The 21,762-nt window shown below is 68.8% G+C and carries 22 protein-coding genes, 2 tRNA genes and 1 pseudogene; 14 read left to right on the top strand and 11 right to left on the bottom strand.

The window, feature by feature from the left end:
• Positions 1 to 98 precede the first annotated feature (98 nt).
• Together MT490_RS18470 and MT490_RS18465 are read left to right on the top strand one after the other, a co-directional pair.
• Positions 99 to 998, top strand: a complete 900-nt coding sequence (locus MT490_RS18470) for a hydrogen peroxide-inducible genes activator (protein WP_297390972.1) — start codon at positions 99 to 101, stop codon at positions 996 to 998.
• A 21-nt stretch (positions 999 to 1,019) separates the two neighbouring features.
• Entirely contained in the window at positions 1,020 to 2,030 is a 1,011-nt protein-coding gene (locus MT490_RS18465; RefSeq protein WP_297390970.1) for a cupin-like domain-containing protein, read from the top strand.
• 76 nt (positions 2,031 to 2,106) lie between these two features.
• Here the strand turns inward: MT490_RS18465 and MT490_RS18460 are convergent, their stop codons facing one another.
• From MT490_RS18460 to pgsA, 3 genes are read right to left on the bottom strand one after another with little or no spacing between them, the layout of a single operon-like run.
• Positions 2,107 to 2,556: a molybdenum cofactor biosynthesis protein MoaE gene (locus tag MT490_RS18460; RefSeq protein ID WP_297390968.1), complete on the bottom strand. Its 450-nt coding sequence runs from the start codon at positions 2,554 to 2,556 to the stop codon at positions 2,107 to 2,109.
• Positions 2,553 to 2,804, bottom strand: coding sequence for a molybdopterin converting factor subunit 1 (moaD, locus tag MT490_RS18455; protein WP_297390966.1), 252 nt, complete (start codon positions 2,802 to 2,804; stop codon positions 2,553 to 2,555). Before moaD ends, MT490_RS18460 begins: the two co-directional genes overlap by 4 nt.
• On the bottom strand, positions 2,804 to 3,358 hold the full coding sequence (pgsA, locus tag MT490_RS18450) for a CDP-diacylglycerol--glycerol-3-phosphate 3-phosphatidyltransferase (protein ID WP_297390964.1): 555 nt from the start codon (positions 3,356 to 3,358) through the stop codon (positions 2,804 to 2,806). The genes moaD and pgsA overlap by 1 nt, the downstream gene beginning before the upstream one ends.
• A 153-nt stretch (positions 3,359 to 3,511) precedes the next feature.
• Between pgsA and MT490_RS18445 the strand changes: the two genes are divergently transcribed.
• Positions 3,512 to 4,804 carry an MFS transporter gene (locus tag MT490_RS18445; protein WP_297390962.1) on the top strand — a complete coding sequence of 431 codons (1,293 nt, stop codon included), beginning with the start codon at positions 3,512 to 3,514 and terminating at the stop codon, positions 4,802 to 4,804.
• A gap of 172 nt (positions 4,805 to 4,976) precedes the next feature.
• Here the strand turns inward: MT490_RS18445 and MT490_RS18440 are convergent, their stop codons facing one another.
• Both MT490_RS18440 and MT490_RS18435 read right to left on the bottom strand, forming a co-directional pair.
• On the bottom strand, positions 4,977 to 5,144 hold the full coding sequence (locus tag MT490_RS18440; RefSeq protein WP_297390960.1) for a hypothetical protein: 168 nt from the start codon (positions 5,142 to 5,144) through the stop codon (positions 4,977 to 4,979).
• Between the two features lie 104 nt (positions 5,145 to 5,248).
• Positions 5,249 to 6,253, bottom strand: coding sequence for a LacI family DNA-binding transcriptional regulator (locus MT490_RS18435; RefSeq protein WP_297390958.1), 1,005 nt, complete (start codon positions 6,251 to 6,253; stop codon positions 5,249 to 5,251).
• 153 nt (positions 6,254 to 6,406) lie between these two features.
• Here MT490_RS18435 and MT490_RS18430 point away from each other — a divergent pair, with 153 nt between their 5' ends.
• Positions 6,407 to 7,219 carry a kinase gene (locus MT490_RS18430; RefSeq protein WP_297390956.1) on the top strand — a complete coding sequence of 271 codons (813 nt, stop codon included), beginning with the start codon at positions 6,407 to 6,409 and terminating at the stop codon, positions 7,217 to 7,219.
• A 219-nt stretch (positions 7,220 to 7,438) separates the two neighbouring features.
• On the opposite strand, the gene hutC is transcribed toward MT490_RS18430, so the two are convergent.
• Together hutC and MT490_RS18420 are read right to left on the bottom strand one after the other, a co-directional pair.
• The gene (gene hutC / locus MT490_RS18425) at positions 7,439 to 8,155 is read right to left on the bottom strand and encodes a histidine utilization repressor (RefSeq protein WP_297390954.1); all 717 of its coding nucleotides are present in this window, start codon (positions 8,153 to 8,155) and stop codon (positions 7,439 to 7,441) included.
• Positions 8,152 to 9,522: a formimidoylglutamate deiminase gene (locus tag MT490_RS18420; RefSeq protein ID WP_297390979.1), complete on the bottom strand. Its 1,371-nt coding sequence runs from the start codon at positions 9,520 to 9,522 to the stop codon at positions 8,152 to 8,154. Before MT490_RS18420 ends, hutC begins: the two co-directional genes overlap by 4 nt.
• 91 nt (positions 9,523 to 9,613) lie before the next feature.
• Here MT490_RS18420 and hutI point away from each other — a divergent pair, with 91 nt between their 5' ends.
• The 4 genes and pseudogenes from hutI (at position 9,614) to hutU (ending at position 14,833) form a co-directional block, all read left to right on the top strand.
• Positions 9,614 to 10,816, top strand: a complete 1,203-nt coding sequence (hutI, locus tag MT490_RS18415) for an imidazolonepropionase (RefSeq protein ID WP_297390952.1) — start codon at positions 9,614 to 9,616, stop codon at positions 10,814 to 10,816.
• A complete protein-coding gene (gene hutH / locus MT490_RS18410; protein ID WP_297390950.1) occupies positions 10,813 to 12,354 on the top strand; it encodes a histidine ammonia-lyase in 1,542 nt (513 codons plus the stop codon). The genes hutI and hutH overlap by 4 nt, the downstream gene beginning before the upstream one ends.
• A pseudogene (hutG, locus tag MT490_RS18405) lies at positions 12,347 to 13,147 on the top strand (N-formylglutamate deformylase); the annotation flags it as partial. The gene hutH and the pseudogene hutG, both read left to right, overlap by 8 nt.
• Positions 13,148 to 13,162: 15 nt before the next feature.
• Positions 13,163 to 14,833 carry a urocanate hydratase gene (gene hutU, locus MT490_RS18400; protein WP_297390977.1) on the top strand — a complete coding sequence of 557 codons (1,671 nt, stop codon included), beginning with the start codon at positions 13,163 to 13,165 and terminating at the stop codon, positions 14,831 to 14,833.
• A gap of 93 nt (positions 14,834 to 14,926) precedes the next feature.
• Here hutU and MT490_RS18395 read toward each other — a convergent pair.
• Both MT490_RS18395 and MT490_RS18390 read right to left on the bottom strand, forming a co-directional pair.
• A tRNA-Ala gene (locus MT490_RS18395) sits at positions 14,927 to 15,002 on the bottom strand.
• 88 nt (positions 15,003 to 15,090) lie between these two features.
• Positions 15,091 to 15,411, bottom strand: coding sequence for a TIGR02300 family protein (locus MT490_RS18390; protein WP_297390948.1), 321 nt, complete (start codon positions 15,409 to 15,411; stop codon positions 15,091 to 15,093).
• Between the two features lie 101 nt (positions 15,412 to 15,512).
• Between MT490_RS18390 and aroA the strand changes: the two genes are divergently transcribed.
• Both aroA and MT490_RS18380 read left to right on the top strand, forming a co-directional pair.
• Positions 15,513 to 16,835 (top strand): 3-phosphoshikimate 1-carboxyvinyltransferase, encoded by a 1,323-nt coding sequence (gene aroA / locus MT490_RS18385; RefSeq protein ID WP_297390946.1) that lies wholly within the window; start codon positions 15,513 to 15,515, stop codon positions 16,833 to 16,835.
• 14 nt (positions 16,836 to 16,849) lie between these two features.
• Positions 16,850 to 17,491 carry a d(CMP) kinase gene (locus MT490_RS18380; RefSeq protein ID WP_297390944.1) on the top strand — a complete coding sequence of 214 codons (642 nt, stop codon included), beginning with the start codon at positions 16,850 to 16,852 and terminating at the stop codon, positions 17,489 to 17,491.
• Positions 17,492 to 17,493: 2 nt separating this feature from the next.
• Here the strand turns inward: MT490_RS18380 and MT490_RS18375 are convergent, their stop codons facing one another.
• Positions 17,494 to 17,772: a hypothetical protein gene (locus MT490_RS18375; protein ID WP_297390942.1), complete on the bottom strand. Its 279-nt coding sequence runs from the start codon at positions 17,770 to 17,772 to the stop codon at positions 17,494 to 17,496.
• Positions 17,773 to 18,086: 314 nt separating this feature from the next.
• On the opposite strand from MT490_RS18375, the gene rpsA reads away from it, so the two are divergent.
• The 4 genes from rpsA (at position 18,087) to MT490_RS18355 (ending at position 21,483) form a co-directional block, all read left to right on the top strand.
• The gene (rpsA, locus tag MT490_RS18370; RefSeq protein WP_297390940.1) at positions 18,087 to 19,799 is read left to right on the top strand and encodes a 30S ribosomal protein S1; all 1,713 of its coding nucleotides are present in this window, start codon (positions 18,087 to 18,089) and stop codon (positions 19,797 to 19,799) included.
• A 176-nt stretch (positions 19,800 to 19,975) separates the two neighbouring features.
• Complete coding sequence (locus tag MT490_RS18365; protein WP_297390937.1) at positions 19,976 to 20,254, top strand: HU family DNA-binding protein; 279 nt, start codon at positions 19,976 to 19,978, stop codon at positions 20,252 to 20,254.
• 88 nt (positions 20,255 to 20,342) lie between these two features.
• Positions 20,343 to 20,429: transfer RNA gene (locus MT490_RS18360), tRNA-Leu, on the top strand.
• 109 nt (positions 20,430 to 20,538) lie between these two features.
• Positions 20,539 to 21,483: a bifunctional helix-turn-helix transcriptional regulator/GNAT family N-acetyltransferase gene (locus MT490_RS18355; RefSeq protein WP_297390936.1), complete on the top strand. Its 945-nt coding sequence runs from the start codon at positions 20,539 to 20,541 to the stop codon at positions 21,481 to 21,483.
• Between the two features lie 22 nt (positions 21,484 to 21,505).
• On the opposite strand, the gene MT490_RS18350 is transcribed toward MT490_RS18355, so the two are convergent.
• Positions 21,506 to 21,739, bottom strand: a complete 234-nt coding sequence (locus MT490_RS18350) for a hypothetical protein (RefSeq protein WP_297390934.1) — start codon at positions 21,737 to 21,739, stop codon at positions 21,506 to 21,508.
• Between the last annotated feature and the right edge of the window lie 23 nt (positions 21,740 to 21,762).

The raw sequence follows: 21,762 nt of genomic DNA, 5'->3' as shown, positions 1-21,762 counted from the left end.
CCCACCCCCAGCCCCTCCCTTGCAGGGAGGGGAGTCTTGGGGCTCGCATCATCGCCCCCACCACTCTATATCGCCCGCACAATCGATAGAGGCGATCAGTGGCAGCTACCTACCTCCCCACGCTCAAGCAGCTCCAATATCTCGTCGCGCTGCACGATGCCGGGCATTTCGGGCGGGCGGCGGAAGCGTGTTTCGTCACCCAATCGACCCTCTCCGCCGGCATCCGCGAGCTCGAGACGCTGATCGGGGTGGTGCTGGTCGAGCGGACGCGGCGGGTGGTGCGCTTCACGCCGCTGGGCGAGCGGATCGTCGACAAGGCGCGGCGCGTGCTGCGCGAGGCGGACGAGCTGGGCGACCTCGCCCGCGCGGCGGGCCGACCGCTCTCGGGCGAGATGCGGATGAGCGTGATCCCGACGATCGCGCCCTTCCTGCTCCCGCGCATCCTGCCGCGGCTGCGGCGCGAATATCCCGACCTCAAGCTGTTCCTGCGCGAGGAGACCAGCGGCCAGGCCTGCGAGCAGCTCCACCATGGGCGCACCGACTGCGTGCTGCTCGCTTTGCCCTTCGCGTGCGGCGAGGTCGAATCGGCGGCCTTGTTCGACGACCGGCTCTACGTCGCCTTCCCCGAGGGCGAGATGGACCCGACCCCGACGATCCGCCCCGCCGATATCGACGCCAACCGGCTGCTGATGCTCGAGGACGGGCATTGCCTGAAGGACCATGCGCTCGCCGCGTGTAACCGCCCCGAGCTGCGCGCCGAGGCGACGATGCTCGGCACTTCGCTCCATACGATGGTGCAGATGGTCGACAACGGGCTCGGGGTGACGATGCTGCCCGAGATGGCGGTCGATGCGGGGATCCTCGAGCATACCCAGGTCACCGCGCGCCCGCTCGACGCGGACAACGCCTCGCGGCACATCGCGCTGGTGTGGCGCAAGGCTTCCCCGCGGGAGCGCGATTTCCGGCTGCTCGCCAAAGTGCTGGCGGACGCCGCCTGAGCGCGCCACTATCGGCCCGCGATGACACTCCCCACCCCGCAACCCGTCCGCGAATGGCGCGACGTCGATCGGACGCGCTTTCGCGAGGAGATCGTGCCGCTCGGGCAGCCGGCGCTGCTGCGCGGGCTGGTGCGCGACTGGCCCGCGGTGCAGGCGGAATCGATCGCGCGCTATCTGCGCGGCTTCGATCTGTCCCGGAACTGCGAGGTGCTGATCGGCTCGCCCACGAGCGGCGGCCGCTTCTTCTACGGCGACGATTTCGGGGTGATGAACTTCCAGAAGCGCGACGCCGCGCTCGGCGCGCTGGTGGACCGGCTGGAACAGGCCATGACCGAGGCACAGCCGCCCATGCTCGCGGCGCAGGCGCTGGTTCTTCCGCAGGTGCTGCCGGGCTTCGCGGCCGAGAACCGGCTCGATCTCGTCGACCACGACGTCCCGCCGCGGATGTGGATCGGCACGCGCGCGGTCGTCGCCTGCCATTACGACACGATGCGCAACCTCGCCTGCGTCGCAGCGGGGCGCCGCCGCTTCACGCTGTTTCCGCCCGACCAGGTGCGCAACCTCTATGTCGGCCCCTATGAGGCGACACCGGCGGGCACGCCGGTCAGCCTGGTCGACTTCGACGCGCCCGATCTCGCGCGCTTCCCGCTCTTCCCGCAAGCGCTGGCGGCGGCGCAGCTTGCCGAGCTCGAGCCGGGCGACGCGCTCTACATCCCCTATATGTGGTGGCACCATGTCCGCGCGCTCGACGGGCTGAACGTGCTGGTGAACTATTGGTGGAACGAAGCGGCCGACGCGACGCTCGCGCCGCTCGACAGCTTCATCCACGGGCTGCTGGCGCTGCGCAACCTCCCCGACGAGCAGCGCGCGGCATGGCGGGCGATGTTCGAGCATTTCGTCTTCCGTGCGAACGGCGACCCGGTGGCGCATCTGCCGGAAGCGAACCGCGGCGTGCTGGGGGGCATGCCGCCCGCCCAGGCCCGCATGCTCGCCGCGCAGCTGGGCAAGATGCTGGCGGCGAAAGGCGGCTAAGTCATATCGACATTCAGGTGAGCGAGGCCTTTCCATCCTCCCCCTGGCGGGGGAGGATTTGAAGGAGCGATGCGACCTAGCCGCGCGGCGCGTCCCAGCGCGCGGCGGCGGCGGCGTCGCTCGCGCGGGCCTCGACCCAGCTGGCCGTCTCTCCCCGGGTCTCGCGCTTCCAGAAGGGCGCGTCGGTCTTGAGGCGATCGATCAGCCAGGCGCAGGCGTCGAGCGCCTCGCGGCGATGCTGCGCGACGGTGCCGATGAAGACGATGCGGTCGCCCGGCTCCATCGCGCCGACGCGGTGGACCATCGTCACGCCGAGCAGCGACCAGCGCTCGGTCGCCGTCTCGGCGAGCGCGATCAGCGCCTGCTCGGTCATGCCGGGATAATGTTCGAGCTCGAGCCCGGTGACGCCGTCGTCGGCGCGGACCAGCCCGGTGAAGGTGGCGACGCCGCCCGCGCCGGGCTCGTCGAGCGCGGCGACCTCGACCGCGAGCTCGATCGGCGCGGAGTCGACCGAGACGCGGATCATCCGCCGGTGACCGGTGGGAAGAGCGCGACCTCGCGCGCGGCGCCGAGCGGTGCGTCGAGCGGCACGAACTTCTGGTCGATCGCGGCGCGCAGCCGCTCGGGCTCGCGCATCGCCTCGGCATGGCCGGGGCTCAATGTGGCGAGCCAGGCGATCAGATCGGCGACGCTGCGGACCGTCTCGGGCGGATCGACCTGCTCCTGCCCCGTGCCGATGCGCTCGCGTACCCAGGCGAAGTAGAGCAGCTCCATCACGTGTCCATGTGCTTGAGGCCGACGCGCAGATAGTCCCAGCCGGTGATCGCGGTGAGCACCGCCGCGCCCCAGAGCGCCGACAAGCCGAGCAGCCAGATCCATCGCCAGTCGGGAAGCGCCCCGGCGAGGATCAGCGCGCCGAGCGCGGCGAGCTGGAGCGCCGTCTTCCACTTGGCGAGCCGCGAGACCGGCACCGACACCTGGATGCCGCCCAGGAACTCGCGAAGCCCGGACACGGCGATCTCGCGGACCAGGATCACCAGCGCCGCGATGAGGTGCAGATCGGCGATCACGCCCTTGCCCACCAGCATCAGGATCACCGCGGCGACCATGATCTTGTCGGCGATCGGATCGAGGAAGATGCCGAGCTTGGAGACGGTGCCCTGCGCGCGCGCCAGATAGCCGTCGAAATAGTCGGTGATGCCCATCAGGCAGTAGATCGCGAAGGCGACGGCATAGCCTGCCCGCCACTCCGGCCACCACAGGAACGCCGCGAGCAGGGGAACGGTGACGATCCTGGACAGCGTCAGGATGTTGGGGAGCGTCAGCATGCTCCCTCCCCTAGCACCGCTCGTATGGCAGCCGAAACAGTCTTCGTCATGGGCAAGGGACGCACATGGCGGTTGATACGTTCCGCATCGCTCGGCTATGCGGGCCCGTCGTTTTGCGGGCTCACTCTCCGCGCTTCAAGGACCTGACTGGATATGATCGGTGCGCTCGGGTTGATGAAGGAGCGCCGCTTCCTGCCGCTGTTCGTCACGCAGTTCCTCGGCGCCTTCAACGACAACCTCTTCAAGAACGCGATGATCTTCTTCGCGACCTACCAGATCTTCAACAATGTCGAGGACGAGACGCGGTTCAGCGCGATCGCCACCGGCATCTTCATCCTGCCCTTCTTCCTCTTCTCCGCGCTCGCCGGCCAGCTCGCCGATACCTATGACAAGGCGAAGATCATGCGGATCATCAAGGCCGCCGAGGTGGTCATCATGCTGGTCGGCGCGCTCGGCATCTTCGTGAAGAGCCTGGAGCTGATGCTGGTCGCTCTGGTGGGCATGGGCATCCACTCGACCTTCTTCGGCCCGATCAAATATGCCGTGCTGCCCCAGCATCTCAACGAGGACGAGGTCCTGGGCGGGACCGGGATGGTCGAGGCGGGCACCTATATCGCGATTCTGTGCGGCACGATCGTCGGCGGGCTGATCAGCCCCACCTTCGCGGCGTTCGCGGTGGTCGGCGTCGCGCTGACCGGCTGGCTCGCCTCGCTCAAGATCCCCCCGGCGCCGCCGCTGACCAAGCTGAAGCTCGATTTCAACATCATTCGCGCCTCGTCCCGCCTGATCCGCGCGACGATGCACATCCCGCGTCTCTATCTCGCGATCGTCTCGATCAGCGTCTTCTGGACGATCGCCGCGATACTCGGCGTGCTGTTCCCGCCGCTCGTCAAGAACGTGTTCCACGCGCAGAAGGACGTGGCGAGCGTGTTCCTCGCGATCTTCTCGGTGGGCATCGCGATCGGATCGGTGGTGATCAACCGGCTGCTCAAGGGGCACGTCTCGGCGAAATACGCCACCGCGTCGGTGCTGGCCATGTCGCTGTTCGTGGCCGATTTCTTCTTCGCCGCGGCCTTCTTCCCGGGCGGCGACGGAGCGCTCCACACGACGCGTCACTTCCTTGCCCTGCCCGAGGCCTGGCGCGTGCTCTTCGACCTCGCGATGATCGCGATCACCGGCGGCATGTTCGTGGTGCCGCTCTATGCGTTCCTGACCACCACGGTCGACAAGTCGCAGACCTCGCGCACCGTGGCGGCGAACAACATCGTCAATTCGGGCGCGATGGTGGCGGGATCGGTGGGCATATTGGGCTTCACCAACATCCCGGGCGTGGACGTGGTCCATGCGATCTGGATCGTCTTCCTGCTCTGCCTCGCCTCGGCCTATTGCGCGTGGCGGCTCCACAAGGCCGAGGACCTGCCCCACGGGCTCGATCCGATTCCCTGAGGGGGAAGCCTTCTCAATCCTCCCCCGCCAGGGGGAGGTGGCACGCGCAGCGTGACGGAGGGGGCGGACTCCCTGCGCTCAATTGGAGAGGGCATTGCTTACCGCCCCCTCCGACGCCTTCGGCGCCACCTCCCCCTGGCGGGGGAGGATTGAGAATTGCCGGGAACTCTTCCTACGCGATGAACGTGTAGAAGCAGACGAAGAAGGCGGTGAAGCTCAGGGCGAAGAGCTTGATGTCGCTGTCGTCGCTGAGCTTGCGCTCGATCGCCGCGACGCGGCGCATCCGGCTGCGGAACGGGTGGCGGCGGGAATGACCCTCGGCGACGAGATGGCTCTGCATCGCGCGAGTTAACGACTTGTTTACTTTTATGGCGAGTCAATAAGAGGGTTAATGCCTGTCTTGCCGCGGGACGGCTCTCCCGCGGCTGCCCTCTCCCCAGATGGTTAACGTGGCGCCGGGCCGGTGGTCGATCGCACCATGAGCTTGTGCTCGAGCGTGACCTGGGGATCGGCGTCGGGCGACAGCATCAGGTTCGCCGCGGCATAAGCCAGCTCGCGCACCGGCTGGCGCATCGTCGTGAGCGGCGGCCAGACCGCCTTGGCGAGGTCCGAATCGTCGAAGCCGACGATCGAGAGCTGCCCGGGCACGTCGATATCGGCCTCGTGCGCCGCGGCGAGCACGCCCGCGGCCATGTCGTCGTTGCCGGCGAAGATCGCGGTCGGGCGCGGGCTGCGCTCGAGCAGCTTCCGCGCCGCCTCGCCGCCTGAGGTGAAGCTGTTCTCGCCCGCCACGACGAGATCCTCGTCGAAGGCGATGCCGTGCGCCTCGAGCGCCTCGCGATAGCCCTGGAGGCGCTCCCAGGTGGAGACGTGGCTTTCGAGCCCGCGGATAAACCCGATCGAGCGATGGCCGAGGCCGATCAGATGCTCGGTGACTTCACGCGCCGCGGCGACGTCGTCGATCGTCGCGGCCATGCCGCTGTCCTTGCGCGCGCCCGGGGCGATGCGGACATAGGGCAAGCCGCGGCGGTCGAGCTCGTCGAGCAGCGCCGGCATCTCGGTGACCGGCGGCGACAGGATCACCCCGTCGAGATGCGCCTCGTCGATCAGCGCCATCACGTTCGAGACGAGATCGGGCGACTGGCTGTCGACCGGCTGGAGCAGCAGCCGATAGCCGAGCTCGCTGCAGCGCTGCTGCGCGCCGATCTGGACGTGATAGACATAATAGGGGCTGGGATTGTCGTAGAGCAGGGCCACCTGGAACGAGCGGCGCCCGGCGAGCGTGCGCGCGGCGTGGCTCGGGCGGAAGTTCAATCGCGCGACGACTTCCTCGACGCGCCGGCGCGTTTCCTCGCTGACATGCTTCTCGTTGTTGAGGACCCGCGAGACGGTCTTGAACGACACGCCTGCGATCTTCGAGACTTCCTTGATCGTCGGACGGCTGGACATTGCACACCCCCGGCCGGCAAGCGAATGGCGACGGCCCTTTGCGGGCATATTTGACAGCGCTGCCACCACGCAAGCACAGATATGTGCACGAGGTGCAAGCAAAAGGCCGATATATGCACAGGCGCGTGCCGTCAGAGGCCATCTCCCTCCGCAATGGATGAGATAACGGACCGCATCGAGGCGGCGCTGGCGGTGCGGCTGGGGCACGGCGCGCGCAAGCCGTTCGTGCTCGGCATCGCGGGCGCGCAGGGCAGCGGCAAGTCCACCGTCGCGGCGCGGCTCGCGGGGAGGCTGTGTGAGCGCGGGCTCACCTGCGCTTTGCTCTCGCTCGATGACCTCTATCTCGACGGCGTCCGCCGCACGGCGCTTGCCCAAGCGGTGCATCCACTGCTGCGCACGCGCGGCGTGCCGGGCACGCACGATGTCGGGCTGGGGCTGGCGATCGTCACGGCGCTCGGCGAGGCCGGGCCGGTCGCGCTGCCGCGCTTCGACAAGGCGCGCGACGAGCCGGCGCCGCGGGGCTCGTGGGATATGTTCGAGGGACCGGCGGACGTGCTGATCCTCGAAGGATGGTGCCTCGGCGCGCGTCCGCAGGCGAGCGAGACCCTGGCCGCGCCGGTCAATGCGCTGGAGCGCGACTCCGACCCCGACGGCAGCTGGCGGCTCTACGTCAACGATCAACTGGCCGGGCCCTATCGCCCGCTGTTCGAGCGCATCGACCTGCGCGTGCTGCTCGCCGCGCCCGATTTCGACACGGTCGCCGGCTGGCGGATCGAGCAGGAGCAGGCGCTGCGGGCGCAATGCATCGCCGAGGGGCGGACGGCCGGGAAGCTGATGACGGACGCCGAAGTGCGCCGCTTCGTCGCCCATTTCCAGCGCATCACCGAGCAGATGCTCCGCGATGCGGCCGGCATCGCCGACCTGGTGATTCCCCTCGACGCGCGCAGGCGGCCGCGGGGGGCCTGACGCGTCTTAGGGTCAGTATTCGATAGGCCAGATCCGTCATCCCGGAAGTTAGGCTTTCCCGGAAAACCGCCAAGGTTTTCCGTTGGAAAGCCTTACTGTCCGGGATCCACCTCTCCACCAGCATCTGCCTCACGGTGGATCCCGGACAGCTCAATTTTCTCACCAAATCACAGATTTGGAGAAAATTGGCTTCCGGGATGACGGCAGTTGCGTAGGGACCTAATCCGATGCGGCCTGCGAGGTGAAGTGCGCGGTCAGGTCGAAATTGTCGCCGTGGAAGACGGTGCGCACATAGGTGATCGATTCCTTCTCGCGCCACGTCCAGCGTTCGAGCACCAGGCACGGCTTGTCCGCGAAGACCTCGAGCAAGAGCGCCGCATCGCCGGCCGCGGCGGCGGTGATGCGGTGCTCGGCCTCGGTCCAGGGGACGTGGGCGAGCAGCCAGCTGCCGGGGGGAGTCGCGGCGAAGTCGGCGTCGCGGGCGCCGGGCACGGCGGCGAGGTTGATCAGCCGCTCCTCGACCGCATAGGGCCGCGCATCGGCCAAATGCACGCAGCGCAGCGACAGGAGCTTGCCGCGCGGCGGCAGGCGCAGCATCGCGCCGCTCTCGCTGTCCGCGCCGAGCGTGTCGCGCGCCACCAGCCGCAGGGCGTAGGTGTGGCCGCGCTTCTCGATCTCCTCGCGGATGTCGGGGATCTGGAGCGCCGCCATGTGGATGCGCGGGCGGGTGACGAACGAGCCACGGCGGCGCTGGCGCGAGATCAGCCCGGCCTGGGCGAGCGCCGACAGCGCCTTGTTCACGGTCATCCGCGAGCAGCCGTGGAGCGCCATCAATTCGTGCTCGGGGGGGATGCGGTCGCCCGGGCGCAGCTCGCCCGACATGATCCGGCTCTCTATGGCGTTGCGGATCAGCTGGTAGAGCGGGCGCGCGCTCATCCGCTTATGGCCCCGATGCCGAGCCCGGCGAGCGCGGCGGAATAGCGCCGCACGACCGTGTCGCGCGCGACATGGCGGCCGGCGCGCACGCATTGCCGCCCGCCGCGCCAGACGCCGTCGATCATGCCCCGGCTGTCGGCGAAGACGAAGGCGTCGAGCAAGGCGTCCCCGGCGCGGCCGGCGAGCGTGGGATGCGCGCGGTCGAGCGTGAGGAAGTCGGCGCGCGCGCCCGGGGCCAGGCCGTGCACGCCCAATCCCAGTGCCTGCGCGCCGCCCTTGCCCGCGGCGTCGAACAAGGTGCGCCCGGTGGAGGGGCAGGCGTTGCTCGACAGCAGGTTGCGCTCGCGCCGCGCCAGCCGCTGCGAATATTCGAGGCTGCGCAGCTCCTGCGCGAGGTCGATCAATATGTTCGAGTCCGATCCGACGCCGAACGTCCCGCCCGCGGCGAGCAGATCGGCAGCGGGAAAGATGCCGTCGCCCAGATTGGCCTCGGTGACCGGGCAGAGCCCGGTGACCGCGCCGCTGCGGGCGATGGCGTCGAGCTCGGCCGGGGTGACATGGGTCGCGTGGACCAGGCACCAGCGGGGGTCGACCGGGGCATTGGCGAGCAGCCATTCGACCGGGCGCCGGCCGGTATGGCGGAGGCAATCGTCGACCTCGCCGGTCTGCTCGGCGATATGGATATGGATCGGCGCGTCGCCCGCGATCTCCACCGCGGCGGCGAGGCCTTCGGGGGTGACGGCGCGGAGGCTGTGCGGCGCCACCCCCACGCGCGCGTCGCTGCCGGCCAACGCTCGGCGCGAGGCTTCGATCAGGCGCGCGTACCCCTCGATGTCGTGGACGAAGCGGCGCTGCTCGGGGCGCGGTGTCGCGCCGCCGAAGCTCGAGGCCATGTAGAGCACCGGCAGCAAAGTGAGCCCGATCCCCGTCTCCGCCGCGGCGGCGGCGAGGCGCGCGCCCATCTCGGCGGGATCGGCGAAGGGCGTACCGTCGCGGTCGTGGTGGACATAATGGAACTCGCCCACCGCGACGAAGCCCGCCTCGAGCATCTCGACAAAGGCGAGCGCCGCGATCGCCTCGAGTTCGTCGGGCCCGATGCGGTTGGCGAAGCGGTACATCAGGTCGCGCCAGGTCCAGAAGCTGTCGCCGTCGGGCCCGCGCCGCTCGGCCATGCCGGCCATGCCGCGCTGGAAGGCGTGGCTGTGGAGGTTGGCGATGCCGGGCAGCGCGACGCCGTGGCGTTCGTCGCCGGCTTCGGGCTCGGCATCGGCGGCGATGCTGACGATCCGCCCCTGTTCGGCGGTCATCCGCACGCGATCGGCCCAGCCTTCCGCCAGCAGCGCCGTCTCGAACCACCAGCCTTGCATCACCTTCTCCGCGCCGTTCGCCGACAAATGTATAGACATTTAATCCGACATCCTAGAGACTCGTTGGAGTCGCCTGGAGGAGGATGAGCGCGTGCGCGTCGAGCAGCTATGGAGCAATGCCAGGCTGGCCACGTTGCGCGCCGATCTGCCCGGGCTCGGCGTGGTGGAAGACGGCGTGGTCGCGACCGTCGGCGAACGCATCGCCTATGCCGGGCCACGGAAGGAAGCGCCCGCGTTCGAAGCCGGCATCGCGCACAATTGCGAAGGGCGCTGGATCACCCCCGGGCTGATCGATTGCCACACCCACCTGGTCCATGCCGGCAATCGCGCGCGCGAGTTCGAGCTGCGGCTCGAAGGCGCGAGCTATGAGGAGATCGCGCGGGCCGGGGGCGGGATCGTCTCGACCATGGCCGCCACGCGCGCCGCGAGCGAGGCGGAACTGATCGCCTCCGCGCTGCCCCGGCTCGACGCGATGCTGGCCGAGGGCCTGACCACGATCGAGATCAAGTCGGGCTACGGCCTGTCGGAAGCGGACGAGATCAAGATGCTGCGCGCCGCGCGCGGGCTGGGCGAGGCGCGCACGGTCAGCGTCGCGACGACCTTTCTCGGCGCGCATGCCGTGCCCGGCGAGTTCGCGGGCGATGCCGAGGGCTATGTCGATGCGGTCTGCAACGACATGATCCCCGCCGTCGCCGGGCTCGCCGACGCGGTCGACGCCTTTTGCGAGGGGATCGGGTTCAGCCCCGACCAGGTGCGCCGGGTGTTCGAGGCTGCCCGCGCCCAGGGCCTGCCGGTCAAGCTCCACGCCGAGCAGCTCTCCAACCTGCACGGCGCGGCGCTCGCGGCCGAATTCGGCGCGCTCTCGGCGGACCATCTCGAGCATCTCGACGAAGCCGGAGTCGCGGCGATGGCGCGCGCGGGAACGGTCGCGGTGCTGCTGCCGGGCGCCTTCTACTTCACCCGCGAGGAGCGGAAGCCGCCGGTGGAGGCGCTCCGCCGCGCCGGCGTGCCGATCGCCGTGGCGACCGACTGCAATCCCGGCACCTCGCCCCTAAGCTCGCCGCTGCTCGCGATGAACATGGCGGCGACCCTGTTCCGACTGACGGTCGAGGAATGCATCGCGGGCATGACGCGCGAGGCGGCGCGGGCGCTGGGCCGGCTCGATTCGGTCGGCACGCTGGAGGCGGGCAAACGCTGCGACCTTGCCATCTGGGACGTCGGCGAGCCGGCGGAGCTGGTCTATCGCATGGGCTTCAATCCGCTCCATGCGCGCATCTGGGGAGGACAGGAATGATCGTGACGCTCGAACCCGGCGCGGTGCCGCTCGAGCAGTGGCGCGCCATCTATCGCGGCGCCGAGGCGCGGCTCGACCCGTCCTGCCGGGCGGCGGTGCAGCGCGGCGCCGACACGATCGCGCGGATCGCCGCGCGCGATCAGGCGGTGTACGGGGTCAATACCGGCTTCGGGCTGCTGGCCAGCATCCGCATCGCGCCCGCCGATCTCGACACGCTCCAGCGCAACCTCGTCATCTCGCACGCCGCCGGCGTCGGCGAGGCGATGCCGCGCCCGGTGCTGCGGCTGATGATGGCGCTCAAGCTCGCCAGCCTGGGGCGCGGCGCGTCGGGGGTGCGGCCCGAGACGCTCGACCTATTGGAGGCGATGCTGGCGCGCGACCTGCTGCCGGTGGTGCCGGCACAGGGCTCGGTCGGCGCCTCGGGCGACCTCGCCCCGCTCGCGCATATGAGCGCGGCGATGATCGGGGTCGGCGAGATCGACACGCCCGCGGGCCGCCTGCCCGCCGATGCGGCATTGCGCGCGGCCGGGCTCGCCCCGCTCACGCTCGGCCCCAAGGAAGGGCTGGCGCTGCTTAACGGCACGCAATTCTCGTGCAGCTATGCGCTGGCAGGGCTGTTCGAAGCCGAGGCATTGTTCGCCGCCGCACTCGTCGCGGGATCGCTCTCGACCGAGGCGGCCAAGGGATCGGACACGCCGTTCGATCCGCGCATCCACGATCTGCGCGGGCATCGCGGGCAATGCCAGGTCGCGGCGATGCTGCGCGCGATGATGGACGGATCGCCGCTGCGCGCCTCGCACCGCGAGGACGACAAGCGCGTCCAGGACCCCTATTGCCTGCGCTGCCAGCCCCAGGTGATGGGCGCCGCGCTCGACCTGCTCCGCCAGGCCGCGGCGACGCTGGGCATCGAGGCGAACAGCGTCTCGGACAATCCGCTCGTCTTCGCCGACACCGACGAAGTGCTGTCGGGCGGCAATTTCCACGCCGAGCCCGTCGCCTTCGCCGCGGACATGATCGCGATGGCGCTGTGCGAGATCGGATCGCTCTCCGAGCGCCGGCTGGCGATGCTGGTCGATCCCGCGCTCTCCGGCCTCCCCGCCTTCCTCACCCCGCGCCCGGGGCTCAATTCGGGCTTCATGATCCCGCAGGTCACCGCGGCCGCGCTCGTCTCCGAGAACAAGCAGCGGGCCTATCCCGCCAGCGTCGATTCGATCCCGACCTCGGCCAATCAGGAGGACCATGTCTCGATGGCGGCGCATGGCGCACGGCGGCTGATGGCGATGGCCGACAATACGGGCCATGTGATCGCGATCGAGTTGCTCGCCGCCGCGCAGGGCTATGACTTCCACGCACCGCTCCGGAGCAGCGACGCGATCCACGCCGTGCACGACGAGGTGCGCGCCGCGGTCGCGCATCTGGAGGACGACCGCTATTTCCACCCCGATATCGCCGCCGCAGACGCGATCGTGCGTTCGGGCAGGCTGCGCGACATCGCCGAAGCGCATGCCATCCCCGTCCCCTCGGTGATCCATGGCTGATCCCGACTGGCTGATCGTCCGCCGCGGCAATGCGCCTTTGGTGCTCGGCATGCCGCATACCGGCACCCACATCCCGGCCGAGCTCGCCCCGCGCTTCGTCTCGCCGTGGCGCGCGCGGAAAGATGCCGACTGGTGGATCGATCGGCTCTACGCCTTCGCCGAGGACCTCGACGCCACGATCGTCCGCACCACCCTCTCGCGCAGCGTGATCGACGTGAACCGCGATCCCTCGGGCGCCTCGCTCTACCCGGGCCAGACGACCACCGAGCTCTGCCCCACCACCACCTTCGACGGCGAGCCGCTCTATTTGCCCGGCCAGGAGCCCGACGCCGCCGAGATCGCCGAACGCTGCGACCGCTGGCTAGTGCCCTATCACGCCGCGCTCGCCGCCGAGCTCACCCGGCTGCGCGACCTGCACGGCCGCGTCGTGCTCTACGATTGCCATTCGATCCGCAGCCACGTCCCCCGCCTGTTCGACGGCGAGCTGCCCCAGTTCAACATCGGCACCAACAACGGCGCCACCTGCGATCCCGCGCTCGAAGCCGCGGTCGAGCGCGCCTGCGCCGCCACCGGCCGTTCGCTGGTGGTCAACGGCCGCTTCCGCGGCGGCTACACCACGCGCCATCACGGCCGCCCGGCGACGGGCGTGCACGCGATCCAGATGGAGCTCGCCTGCCGCGGTTACCTCGACGAGCCGACCGCGCCCGACGAGACCAACTGGCCAGCGCCCTTCGATCCCGAGCGCGCCGCTCCGCTCGCCGCCGCGCTTCGCAATGTCCTCAACGCCTGCCTCGACTGGAACTCCCGCATGACCACGCGCCGCGACAACAGCCGCAACATCCGCGCCCCGCGCGGGACCGGGATCAGTGCGAAGAGCTGGCTCGCCGAGGCGCCCTTGCGGATGCTGATGAACAATCTCGACCCCGACGTCGCCGAGAAGCCCGAGGAGCTGATCGTCTATGGCGGGATCGGCCGCGCCGCGCGCGACTGGGAGAGCTTCGACGCGATCGTCGCCAGCCTGCGCCGGCTGGAGGACGACCAGACTTTGCTCATCCAGTCGGGCAAGCCGGTCGGCATCTTCCGCACCCATGCAGACGCGCCGCGCGTGCTGCTCGCCAACTCGAACCTCGTGCCGCATTGGGCGAACTGGCAGCATTTCAACGAGCTCGATCGCAAGGGCCTGATGATGTACGGCCAGATGACCGCGGGCAGCTGGATCTATATCGGCAGCCAGGGCATCGTTCAGGGCACCTACGAGACCTTCGCCGAGATGGGCCGCCAGCATTTCGGCGGTAGCCTGAAGGGCCGATGGATCCTGACGGCAGGCCTGGGCGGCATGGGCGGCGCGCAGCCGCTCGCCGCGACGATGGCGGGCGCCTCGTGCATCGCGGTCGAATGCCAGCCCTCGCGGATCGAGATGCGGCTGCGGACCGGCTATCTCGATCGCCAGGCCGCGACGATCGAGGGCGCGCTGGCCATCGTCGAGCAAGCGCATGCCGAGGGTCGCGCGGTATCGGTCGGCCTGCTCGGCAATGCCGCCGAGATCTACCCGGAGATGGTCCGCCGCAGCATCCGCCCCGATGCGGTGACCGACCAGACCTCGGCGCACGATCCGCGCAACGGCTATCTGCCCGCGGGCTGGTCGCTCGACCAATGGGAGCGCGCCCGCAGCGACGATCCCGAGACGCTCGACAAGGCGGCGCGCGCCTCGATGGCGGTCCATGTCCGCGCGATGCTCGACTTCCACGCTATGGGCATCCCCACGGTCGATTACGGCAACAACATCCGCCAGATGGCCTTCGAGGAAGGCGTGGCCGACGCGTTCGACTTCCCCGGATTCGTCCCCGCTTATATCCGCCCGCTCTTCTGCCGCGGCGTCGGGCCGTTCCGCTGGGTGGCGCTGTCGGGCGACCCCGAGGACATCTGGAAGACCGACGCCAAGGTGAAGGCGCTGCTCCCCGACGACGCGCACCTCCACAACTGGCTCGACATGGCGCGCGAGCGGATCCACTTCCAGGGCCTGCCCGCGCGGATCTGCTGGGTGGGGCTCGGCGACCGCCACCGGCTCGGCCTCGCCTTCAACGAGATGGTCGCCAGCGGCGAGCTCAAGGCCCCGATCGTGATCGGCCGCGACCATCTCGATTCGGGCTCGGTCGCCTCGCCCAATCGCGAGACCGAGAAGATGCGGGACGGCTCCGACGCCGTCTCCGACTGGCCGCTGCTCAACGCATTGCTCAACACCGCCAGCGGCGCGACCTGGGTGTCGCTCCACCATGGCGGCGGTGTCGGCATGGGCTTCTCGCAGCATTCGGGGATGGTGATCGTGTGCGACGGCACCCCCGATGCGGCGCGGCGAATCGGACGCGTGCTGTGGAACGACCCCGCCACGGGCGTGATGCGCCACGCCGATGCGGGCTACCAGATCGCGATCGACTGCGCGCGCGAACAAGGGCTCGACCTGCCCGGCATCCTCGGCTGAGGCTGCGCAACGCGAAACAGCCCCGGCGGGTGCCTGGGGCTGTTCATACTACCGGTTTCGGAAGTCCGCGCCTGGTCAGGCGCGAGGGGGGAATGGTGGAGCCGAGGGGGATCGAACCCCTGACCTTCGCAATGCCATTGCGACGCTCTCCCAGCTGAGCTACGGCCCCAAACCCCGGGAAGACGGGCCCATTAGAAGGGCTCCGCGGGTTTGGCAAGGACGCTTTTTGCTGTCGCGCCCCTGCCCCCCGATTTTTCTTACTGCTCGTCCTCGTCGCTGCCGGTCTCGACGCCGAGATCGTCGTCGCCGCCCAGGTCGACATCGTCGTCGGGCGACGGCTCTTCGTCCTCGGCGATGTCCAGATCCTCGTCACCCAGATCGGAATCGACCGCCTCCGGCTTGTCGGCATTGGCCTTGACCGCCTCGAAGGGCATCGGCTGCTTGGACTTGAGGATCGGCTCCGGCTCCCACGAATAGGAGCAGCTGATGCACGTGACCGGCTCGTCCTTGGTCAGATCGTAGAAGCGGGTCCCGCACTTCGGGCACGCGCGCTTGGTGCCCCATTCCGGCTTCACCATGTGTTGCCTCTTGCCTTTCAAAATATCTTGGATTTCGGGTGTGACCCGGAAAGTGGGGCGCGCCTTGCCATGACGCAAGGCGACTGTCAAAGCCGCGCGCGATGTCACATGCCGAACCCCGCCCCCTCACCGTCTCCGCGCGCGGTCCGCTGCGCGGCAGCGTCACCGTTCCCGGCGACAAATCGATCAGTCATCGCTCGCTGATGTTCTCGGCGCTCGCGGTGGGCGAAAGCCGCATCGAGGGGCTGCTCGAGGGCGAGGACGTGCTCGCCACCGCCGCCGCGATGCGCGCGATGGGCGCCGATATCGAGCGTGGGCCGGACGGCGTGTGGCGCGTCCACGGCGTCGGCGTCGGCGGGCTGCTCCAGCCGCAGGCCGCGCTCGACATGGGCAATTCGGGCACCTCGACGCGGCTGCTGATGGGCCTCGTCGCAAGCCATGCGATCACCGCGACCTTCACCGGCGACGCCTCGCTCTCCAGCCGTCCGATGGGCCGCGTGATCGAGCCCCTGTCGAAGATGGGTGCGGAGATCACCGCCTCGCCCGGCGGCCGCCTGCCGCTGATGGTGCGCGGGATCAATCCGGCGGTGCCGATCGAGTACACCCTCCCCGTCGCCTCGGCGCAGGTGAAGTCGGCGGTGCTGCTCGCCGGACTCAACACGCCGGGAATCACCCGCGTGATCGAGCCGGTGCCGACGCGCGACCATAGCGAGCGGATGCTGCGCGGATTCGGCGCCGAGCTGACCGTCGAGGACGGGCCCCAGGGCAAGATCATCTCGATCACCGGCGAGGCCGAATTGAAGCCGCAGCATATCGTGGTGCCGGGCGATCCCTCCTCGGCGGGTTTCTGGATGGTGGCGGCGTCGATCGTGCCGGGATCCGAGATCGTGATCCGCAACGTCTGCATGAACCCGACGCGCACCGGGCTGATCACCGCGCTCAAGCTGATGGGCGCCGACATCACCGAAGTGGACGCACGCGAAGTGGGCGGCGAAGCGGTGGCCGACCTGCGCGTGCGCCACGCGCCGCTCAAGGCGATCGAGGTGCCGCCCGAGCTCGCGCCGAGCATGATCGACGAATATCCGATCCTGTTCGTGGCCGCGTCCTACGCCCAGGGCCGCACCGTCGCGCGCGGCGCGCACGAGCTGCGCGTCAAGGAATCGGACCGGATCGCGACGATGCGCGCCGCGCTCGAAGCTGCGGGCGTGCGCACCGAGGAGCATGCGGACGGGCTGACGATCGAGGGCACGGGCGGCGATCCGCTGCCCGGCGGCGCGCAGGTCGCCTCGAAGCTCGACCATCGCATCGCGATGAGCATGACCGTGGCCGGGCTCGGCGCGGCCAGGCCGATCACGATCGACGACGTCGCCCCGGTCGCGACCAGCTATCCCGATTTCTTCCAGACGCTCGACGCCCTCCAGTAGAAGAGTTTGCGTTCATGATCATCGCCGTCGACGGACCGGCCGCATCGGGCAAGGGCACCATCGCCCGGGCGCTGGCGCGCCACTACGCGCTGCCGCATCTCGACACCGGATTGCTCTATCGCGCCGTCGCCGCATCGGTGCTGCGCGCCGGGCGCGATCCGACATCCGAGGCGGAAGCGGTTGCGTCGTGCGGGTTCGAGGACGGGCTGCTCGACGATCCGTGGCTGCGCACCGACGAGGTCGGCAAGATCGCCTCGGTGGTCTCGGCGCACCCATCGGTGCGCGCGGCGCTGCTCGATCGCCAGCGCACGTTCGCGCAGCAGCCCGGCGGGGCGGTGCTCGACGGGCGCGACATCGGCACGGTGATCGCCCCCGACGCCGACGTGAAGCTGTTCGTCAAGGCGACCCCGACGATCCGCGCGCAGCGCCGCCATCTCGAGCTGCGCAAGCAGGGCGCCAATACCAGCCTCGACAAGGTGCTGGCCGACATCCGCGCGCGCGACGAGCGCGACTCCCATCGCTCCGAGGCGCCGATGCGGCAGGCCGGGGACGCCGCGGTGCTCGACACCAGCTTCCTGTCGATCGACGCCGCGATCCAGCGCGCGATCGCCCTGGTCGAGGCGCGGACCAGGGCCGCCGGACCGGTCTCGGGCTGAGTTCAGCCGACCGGGAGGGTGATCTCGCCGCCCTCGCCCGGCTGGGTGAAGCCGCGCAGGATGGTGAGCATGCCTTCGGTGCCGAACAGCTGGTAGAGCGTGAACAGCCCGCGCGCGAGATCGCCGTCGAACTGGAAGGCGAAGCGGTCCATCGCGCAGTTGCTCATCTCGAGTGGCCCGCCGGCATAGACGAAGGTGACGTCGCGGAAGGTGCAGTCGGTATAGCTGTTGCCGTCCAGCGAGACGGTGGCGGCTTCGAAGGTCTGGTTGACGTGGTCCATGGCGCTTTCTTCGTTTGAATGGCGCGGCCCTGACATGGCGAACGCCCAGCCGCAATGGGCCGCGCGCCGCCTTGCCTCTGAGGCCCGGTTCGGCTATGGGCCGCGCGTCCTGCGGGCAGAGGCTCGCGGAGGTATGGCGCGTGGACATGAGTCGCGCGCGCCCTTTTCGCAGCAAGCGCGTCTAGCCCCTCCGCTTTTCTTGGTCCGCACGGATGCCGCGACCGGCATTCGGCCGCCGCGGCAATTTCGGCCTCCAAGACCGCCGGATTCAACCGGCTGGCCGGAAAAAACGTTAGACCAGGAACTGAACCTCTATGGCCACTACGGCAAACCCCAGCCGCGACGATTTCGCGGCGCTCCTCGAACAAACTCTCGGCGGCGCAGAAAGCTTTGAAGGCCGCGTCGTCATCGGCACCGTCACCGGCATCGAGAACGACCTCGCGGTCATCGACGTGGGCCTCAAGTCCGAAGGCCGCGTGCCGCTGCGCGAATTCGCCGCGCCGGGCCAGAAGGCAGAGCTCAAGGTCGGCGACGAAGTCGAAGTCTATGTCGACCGCGTCGAGAACGCCAACGGCGAAGCGATGCTCAGCCGCGACCGCGCCCGCCGCGAAGCCGCCTGGGACAAGCTCGAGACCGAATTCGCCAAGACCGCGCGCGTCGAAGGCGTCATCTTCGGCCGCGTCAAGGGCGGCTTCACCGTCGACCTTTCGGGCGCGGTGGCCTTCCTCCCCGGCTCGCAGGTCGATATCCGTCCGGTGCGCGACGTCACGCCGCTGATGGACATCCCCCAGCCCTTCCAGATCCTCAAGATGGACCGCAAGCGCGGCAACATCGTCGTGTCGCGTCGCGCGGTGCTCGAGGAAACCCGCGCCGAGCAGCGCTCGGGCCTGATCCAGAGCCTCGCCGAGGGCCAGGTGATCGACGGCGTCGTCAAGAACATCACCGATTACGGTGCGTTCGTCGACCTGGGCGGCATCGACGGCCTGCTGCACGTCACCGACCTCAGCTACAAGCGCGTCAACCATCCGAGCGAAGTGCTCAACATCGGTGACACGGTGAAGGTGCAGATCATCCGCATCAACCGCGACACGCAGCGCATCAGCCTCGGCATGAAGCAGCTCGAGAGCGATCCGTGGGATGGCGCCGCCGCCAAGTATCCGGTCGGCGCGAAGCTCACCGGCCGCGTGACCAACATCACCGAGTACGGCGCGTTCGTCGAGCTCGAAGCCGGCATCGAGGGCCTGGTCCACGTCTCGGAGATGAGCTGGACCAAGAAGAACGTCCATCCGGGCAAGATCGTCTCGACCTCGCAGGAAGTCGATGTCGTGGTGCTCGAGGTCGACGCCGAGAAGCGCCGCATCTCGCTGGGCCTCAAGCAGGCGCAGAACAATCCGTGGGAGGCCTTCGCGGCCGCGCACCCGGTCGGCACCGAAGTCGAGGGCGAAGTCAAGAACGCCACCGAATTCGGCCTGTTCATCGGCCTCGACAACGACGTCGACGGCATGGTCCACATGTCGGACATCGCCTGGGGCATCTCGGGCGAGGACGCGCTCAACCTTCACCGCAAGGGCGAGACCGTCAAGGCGATCGTGCTCGCGATCGAGCCCGACAAGGAGCGCATCAGCCTCGGCATGAAGCAGCTCGAGCGCGGCGGTCCTTCGGCGGCGGTTGCAGCCGGCGGCGGCGACAAGCTCAACAAGAACGCGATCGTCACCGTGACGGTTCTCGAAGTCCGCGACGCGGGCCTCGAGGTCCAGGTCGGCGAGGACGGCGCGACGGGCTTCATCAAGCGCACCGATCTCGGCCGCGACCGCGACGAGCAGCGTCCGGAGCGTTTCCAGGTCGGCCAGAAGTTCGACGCGATGGTCACCGGCTTCGATCGTTCGAAGAAGCCGACCTTCTCGGTCAAGGCGATGCAGATCGCCGAAGAGAAGCAGGCCGTTCAGCAGTATGGCTCGTCCGATTCGGGCGCGTCGCTGGGCGACATTCTCGGCGAGGCCCTCAAGGCCCGCAACGAGAAGAACTGAGGCAGGTTCGGGGAGGCGGCTTCGGCCACCTCCCCTTTCCGCTACCCCAAAATAAATGCCTTAAACCGTTAATCTGCGGGTTGATGCAGGTTGCATAACGGCGCTAGAGCAATATCCCTATTGGGGATTTTGCTGCGCCGGACGAACCGTGATCCGTGCGCCAAGGGAGGGTGCGGATGATCCGTTCGGAACTCGTGCAACTGCTGGTGGACGAAAATCCCGGCCTGTCGGCACGCGAGGTCGAGAAGATCGTCTCGGTCTTCTTCGACGAGATCGTCAGCCGCCTGACCGAAGACGGCCGCGTCGAGCTGCGCGGCTTCGGCGCCTTCTCCACCCGCGCCCGCGACGGCCGCACCGGCCGCAACCCCCGCACCGGCGAAACCGTCGACGTCGCGCCCAAGCGCGTCCCCTATTTCAAGCCCGGCAAGGAGATGCGGGTCCGCCTCAACGTCTGACCCGACCCTCTACCCCTTCGAAACGCAGATGAGGCCGGAACCGCTTGACGGTTCCGGCCTCATGCGCTTGGGCAAAGGCTCGAAACGTGCGGACGTGGCGGAACCGGTAGACGCCGGAGACTTAAAATCTTCTGCCCCTCGGGGCGTGCGGGTTCGAGTCCCGCCGTCCGCACCAGCGATATCCCCGACACACTCCACCCGGCTTTCGATGGAGCCAGCGCCTGCCATTGACGAAACGCCAACATGTTATATATCGCGTTATATAACATGTTGGAGATTATGTGATGGCGGACGTCCTGCGGGATCTCGGGCCCGCGTTCCTGGGCAGTCGGCTCAAACGGCTCGGCGAACGGATGCAAGCGGGCGCGGCGCGGATCACCACTGCGGCCGGGTTGCCCGTGCAGCCGTCCCACATGCCGCTTCTCGCCGCGCTGGACGGGAAGGCGTTGACGGTCGGGCAATTGGTCCAGGCGGTGGGAATCAGCCAGCCGGGCATAACGCGCGGGATAGGCCAGTTGATCGAGCTTGGCCTGGTCCAATCGCGGCAGGGCGACGATCAGCGGCAGCGCACCATAAGCCTGACCCCCGCCGGAATTGCCGCACTGGAGCGCGCAAAGCTGCACGTCTGGCCGCAAGTCGAAGCGGCGGTCCGCACGCTTTGCGGCGACGGGATGGACGCCTTCATCGCGCAGATCACCGATGCGGAGAAGGTGCTGGCGGCCACGCCGCTCGACCTTCTGGCGACCCGCACCAAGGCCGAAGCGCTGACGATCCGCGAATATAGCGACGACCTCGCGATCCACTTCCGCGACATCAACACCGAGTGGATCACCGCCATGTTCCAGCTCGAGGATGCCGATCGGGAGGTCCTGGAGAACCCGCGCGCGAAGATCATCGACGGTGGCGGCGCGATCCTGTTCGTCGAAGCCCCGGGACGGGGGATCATCGGGACCTGCGCGCTCCGAAAATCAGGGTCCGGGTTCGAACTGACCAAGATGGCCGTGCGCGAGACCGCCCGCGGACTGAAGGCCGGCGAGTTCCTGCTGTCCGCGACCATCCAGCGCGCCCTGTCGATGGACGCGGACCCTCTCTACCTGCTCACCAACTCCAAGTGCGCCGCCGCCATCCATCTCTACGAGAAGCTCGGCTTCGCGCACGATGCCGGGATCATGGCCCGCTACGGAGCCCGGTACGAGAGGTGCGACGTCGCGATGCGCTATCGCGGATAGCGCCGCCATCGGGCCCAAGCGATCAGGGGCTGTCGGGATCGTTGTTCTCGGTGGCGATGATGATCCCGCCCGCGATGATCGCGGCGAGGCCGATCAGGGCAATGATGGGGGCGCCGCCGAGCTGCGACGAATTCTCCGCCGCGGTCGAGGCCCGGAGCGAAAGCTTGGAAGCCTGGCCCTGTGCGGCGATCGCCGGCGTTGCTGCCAGCGAGAGCACAGCCAGTGCGGTCGCGGCTTGTCCCAGGATACGCGCCATCGAACTACTCCTCGAAATGGTCG

This window comes from Sphingomonas sp., from assembly GCF_026460985.1.
Taxonomy (GTDB): Bacteria; Pseudomonadota; Alphaproteobacteria; order Sphingomonadales; family Sphingomonadaceae; genus Sphingomonas.
The sequence above is the reverse complement of the archived record's forward strand: the minus strand, read 5'-3'. Positions and strand labels throughout refer to the sequence as shown.

What these genes read in the sequence shown, in the direction of transcription:
- MT490_RS18380 (WP_297390944.1), top strand. Translation starts at nt 16,850, where the DNA reads ATGATCATCGCCGTCGACGGACCGGCCGCATCGGGCAAGGGCACCATC.
- MT490_RS18460 (WP_297390968.1), bottom strand. Translation starts at nt 2,556, where the DNA reads ATGATCCGCGTCTCGGTCGACTCCGCGCCGATCGAGCTCGCGGTCGAG.
- MT490_RS18465 (WP_297390970.1), top strand. Translation starts at nt 1,020, where the DNA reads ATGACACTCCCCACCCCGCAACCCGTCCGCGAATGGCGCGACGTCGAT.
- MT490_RS18420 (WP_297390979.1), bottom strand. Translation starts at nt 9,522, where the DNA reads ATGCAAGGCTGGTGGTTCGAGACGGCGCTGCTGGCGGAAGGCTGGGCC.
- MT490_RS18440 (WP_297390960.1), bottom strand. Translation starts at nt 5,144, where the DNA reads ATGCAGAGCCATCTCGTCGCCGAGGGTCATTCCCGCCGCCACCCGTTC.
- MT490_RS18445 (WP_297390962.1), top strand. Translation starts at nt 3,512, where the DNA reads ATGATCGGTGCGCTCGGGTTGATGAAGGAGCGCCGCTTCCTGCCGCTG.
- moaD (WP_297390966.1), bottom strand. Translation starts at nt 2,804, where the DNA reads ATGGAGCTGCTCTACTTCGCCTGGGTACGCGAGCGCATCGGCACGGGG.
- hutC (WP_297390954.1), bottom strand. Translation starts at nt 8,155, where the DNA reads ATGAGCGCGCGCCCGCTCTACCAGCTGATCCGCAACGCCATAGAGAGC.
- MT490_RS18435 (WP_297390958.1), bottom strand. Translation starts at nt 6,253, where the DNA reads ATGTCCAGCCGTCCGACGATCAAGGAAGTCTCGAAGATCGCAGGCGTG.
- hutH (WP_297390950.1), top strand. Translation starts at nt 10,813, where the DNA reads ATGATCGTGACGCTCGAACCCGGCGCGGTGCCGCTCGAGCAGTGGCGC.
- MT490_RS18355 (WP_297390936.1), top strand. Translation starts at nt 20,539, where the DNA reads ATGGCGGACGTCCTGCGGGATCTCGGGCCCGCGTTCCTGGGCAGTCGG.
- pgsA (WP_297390964.1), bottom strand. Translation starts at nt 3,358, where the DNA reads ATGCTGACGCTCCCCAACATCCTGACGCTGTCCAGGATCGTCACCGTT.
- rpsA (WP_297390940.1), top strand. Translation starts at nt 18,087, where the DNA reads ATGGCCACTACGGCAAACCCCAGCCGCGACGATTTCGCGGCGCTCCTC.
- hutU (WP_297390977.1), top strand. Translation starts at nt 13,163, where the DNA reads ATGACCACGCGCCGCGACAACAGCCGCAACATCCGCGCCCCGCGCGGG.
- MT490_RS18350 (WP_297390934.1), bottom strand. Translation starts at nt 21,739, where the DNA reads ATGGCGCGTATCCTGGGACAAGCCGCGACCGCACTGGCTGTGCTCTCG.
- MT490_RS18375 (WP_297390942.1), bottom strand. Translation starts at nt 17,772, where the DNA reads ATGGACCACGTCAACCAGACCTTCGAAGCCGCCACCGTCTCGCTGGAC.
- MT490_RS18430 (WP_297390956.1), top strand. Translation starts at nt 6,407, where the DNA reads ATGGATGAGATAACGGACCGCATCGAGGCGGCGCTGGCGGTGCGGCTG.
- MT490_RS18390 (WP_297390948.1), bottom strand. Translation starts at nt 15,411, where the DNA reads ATGGTGAAGCCGGAATGGGGCACCAAGCGCGCGTGCCCGAAGTGCGGG.
- aroA (WP_297390946.1), top strand. Translation starts at nt 15,513, where the DNA reads ATGTCACATGCCGAACCCCGCCCCCTCACCGTCTCCGCGCGCGGTCCG.
- MT490_RS18365 (WP_297390937.1), top strand. Translation starts at nt 19,976, where the DNA reads ATGATCCGTTCGGAACTCGTGCAACTGCTGGTGGACGAAAATCCCGGC.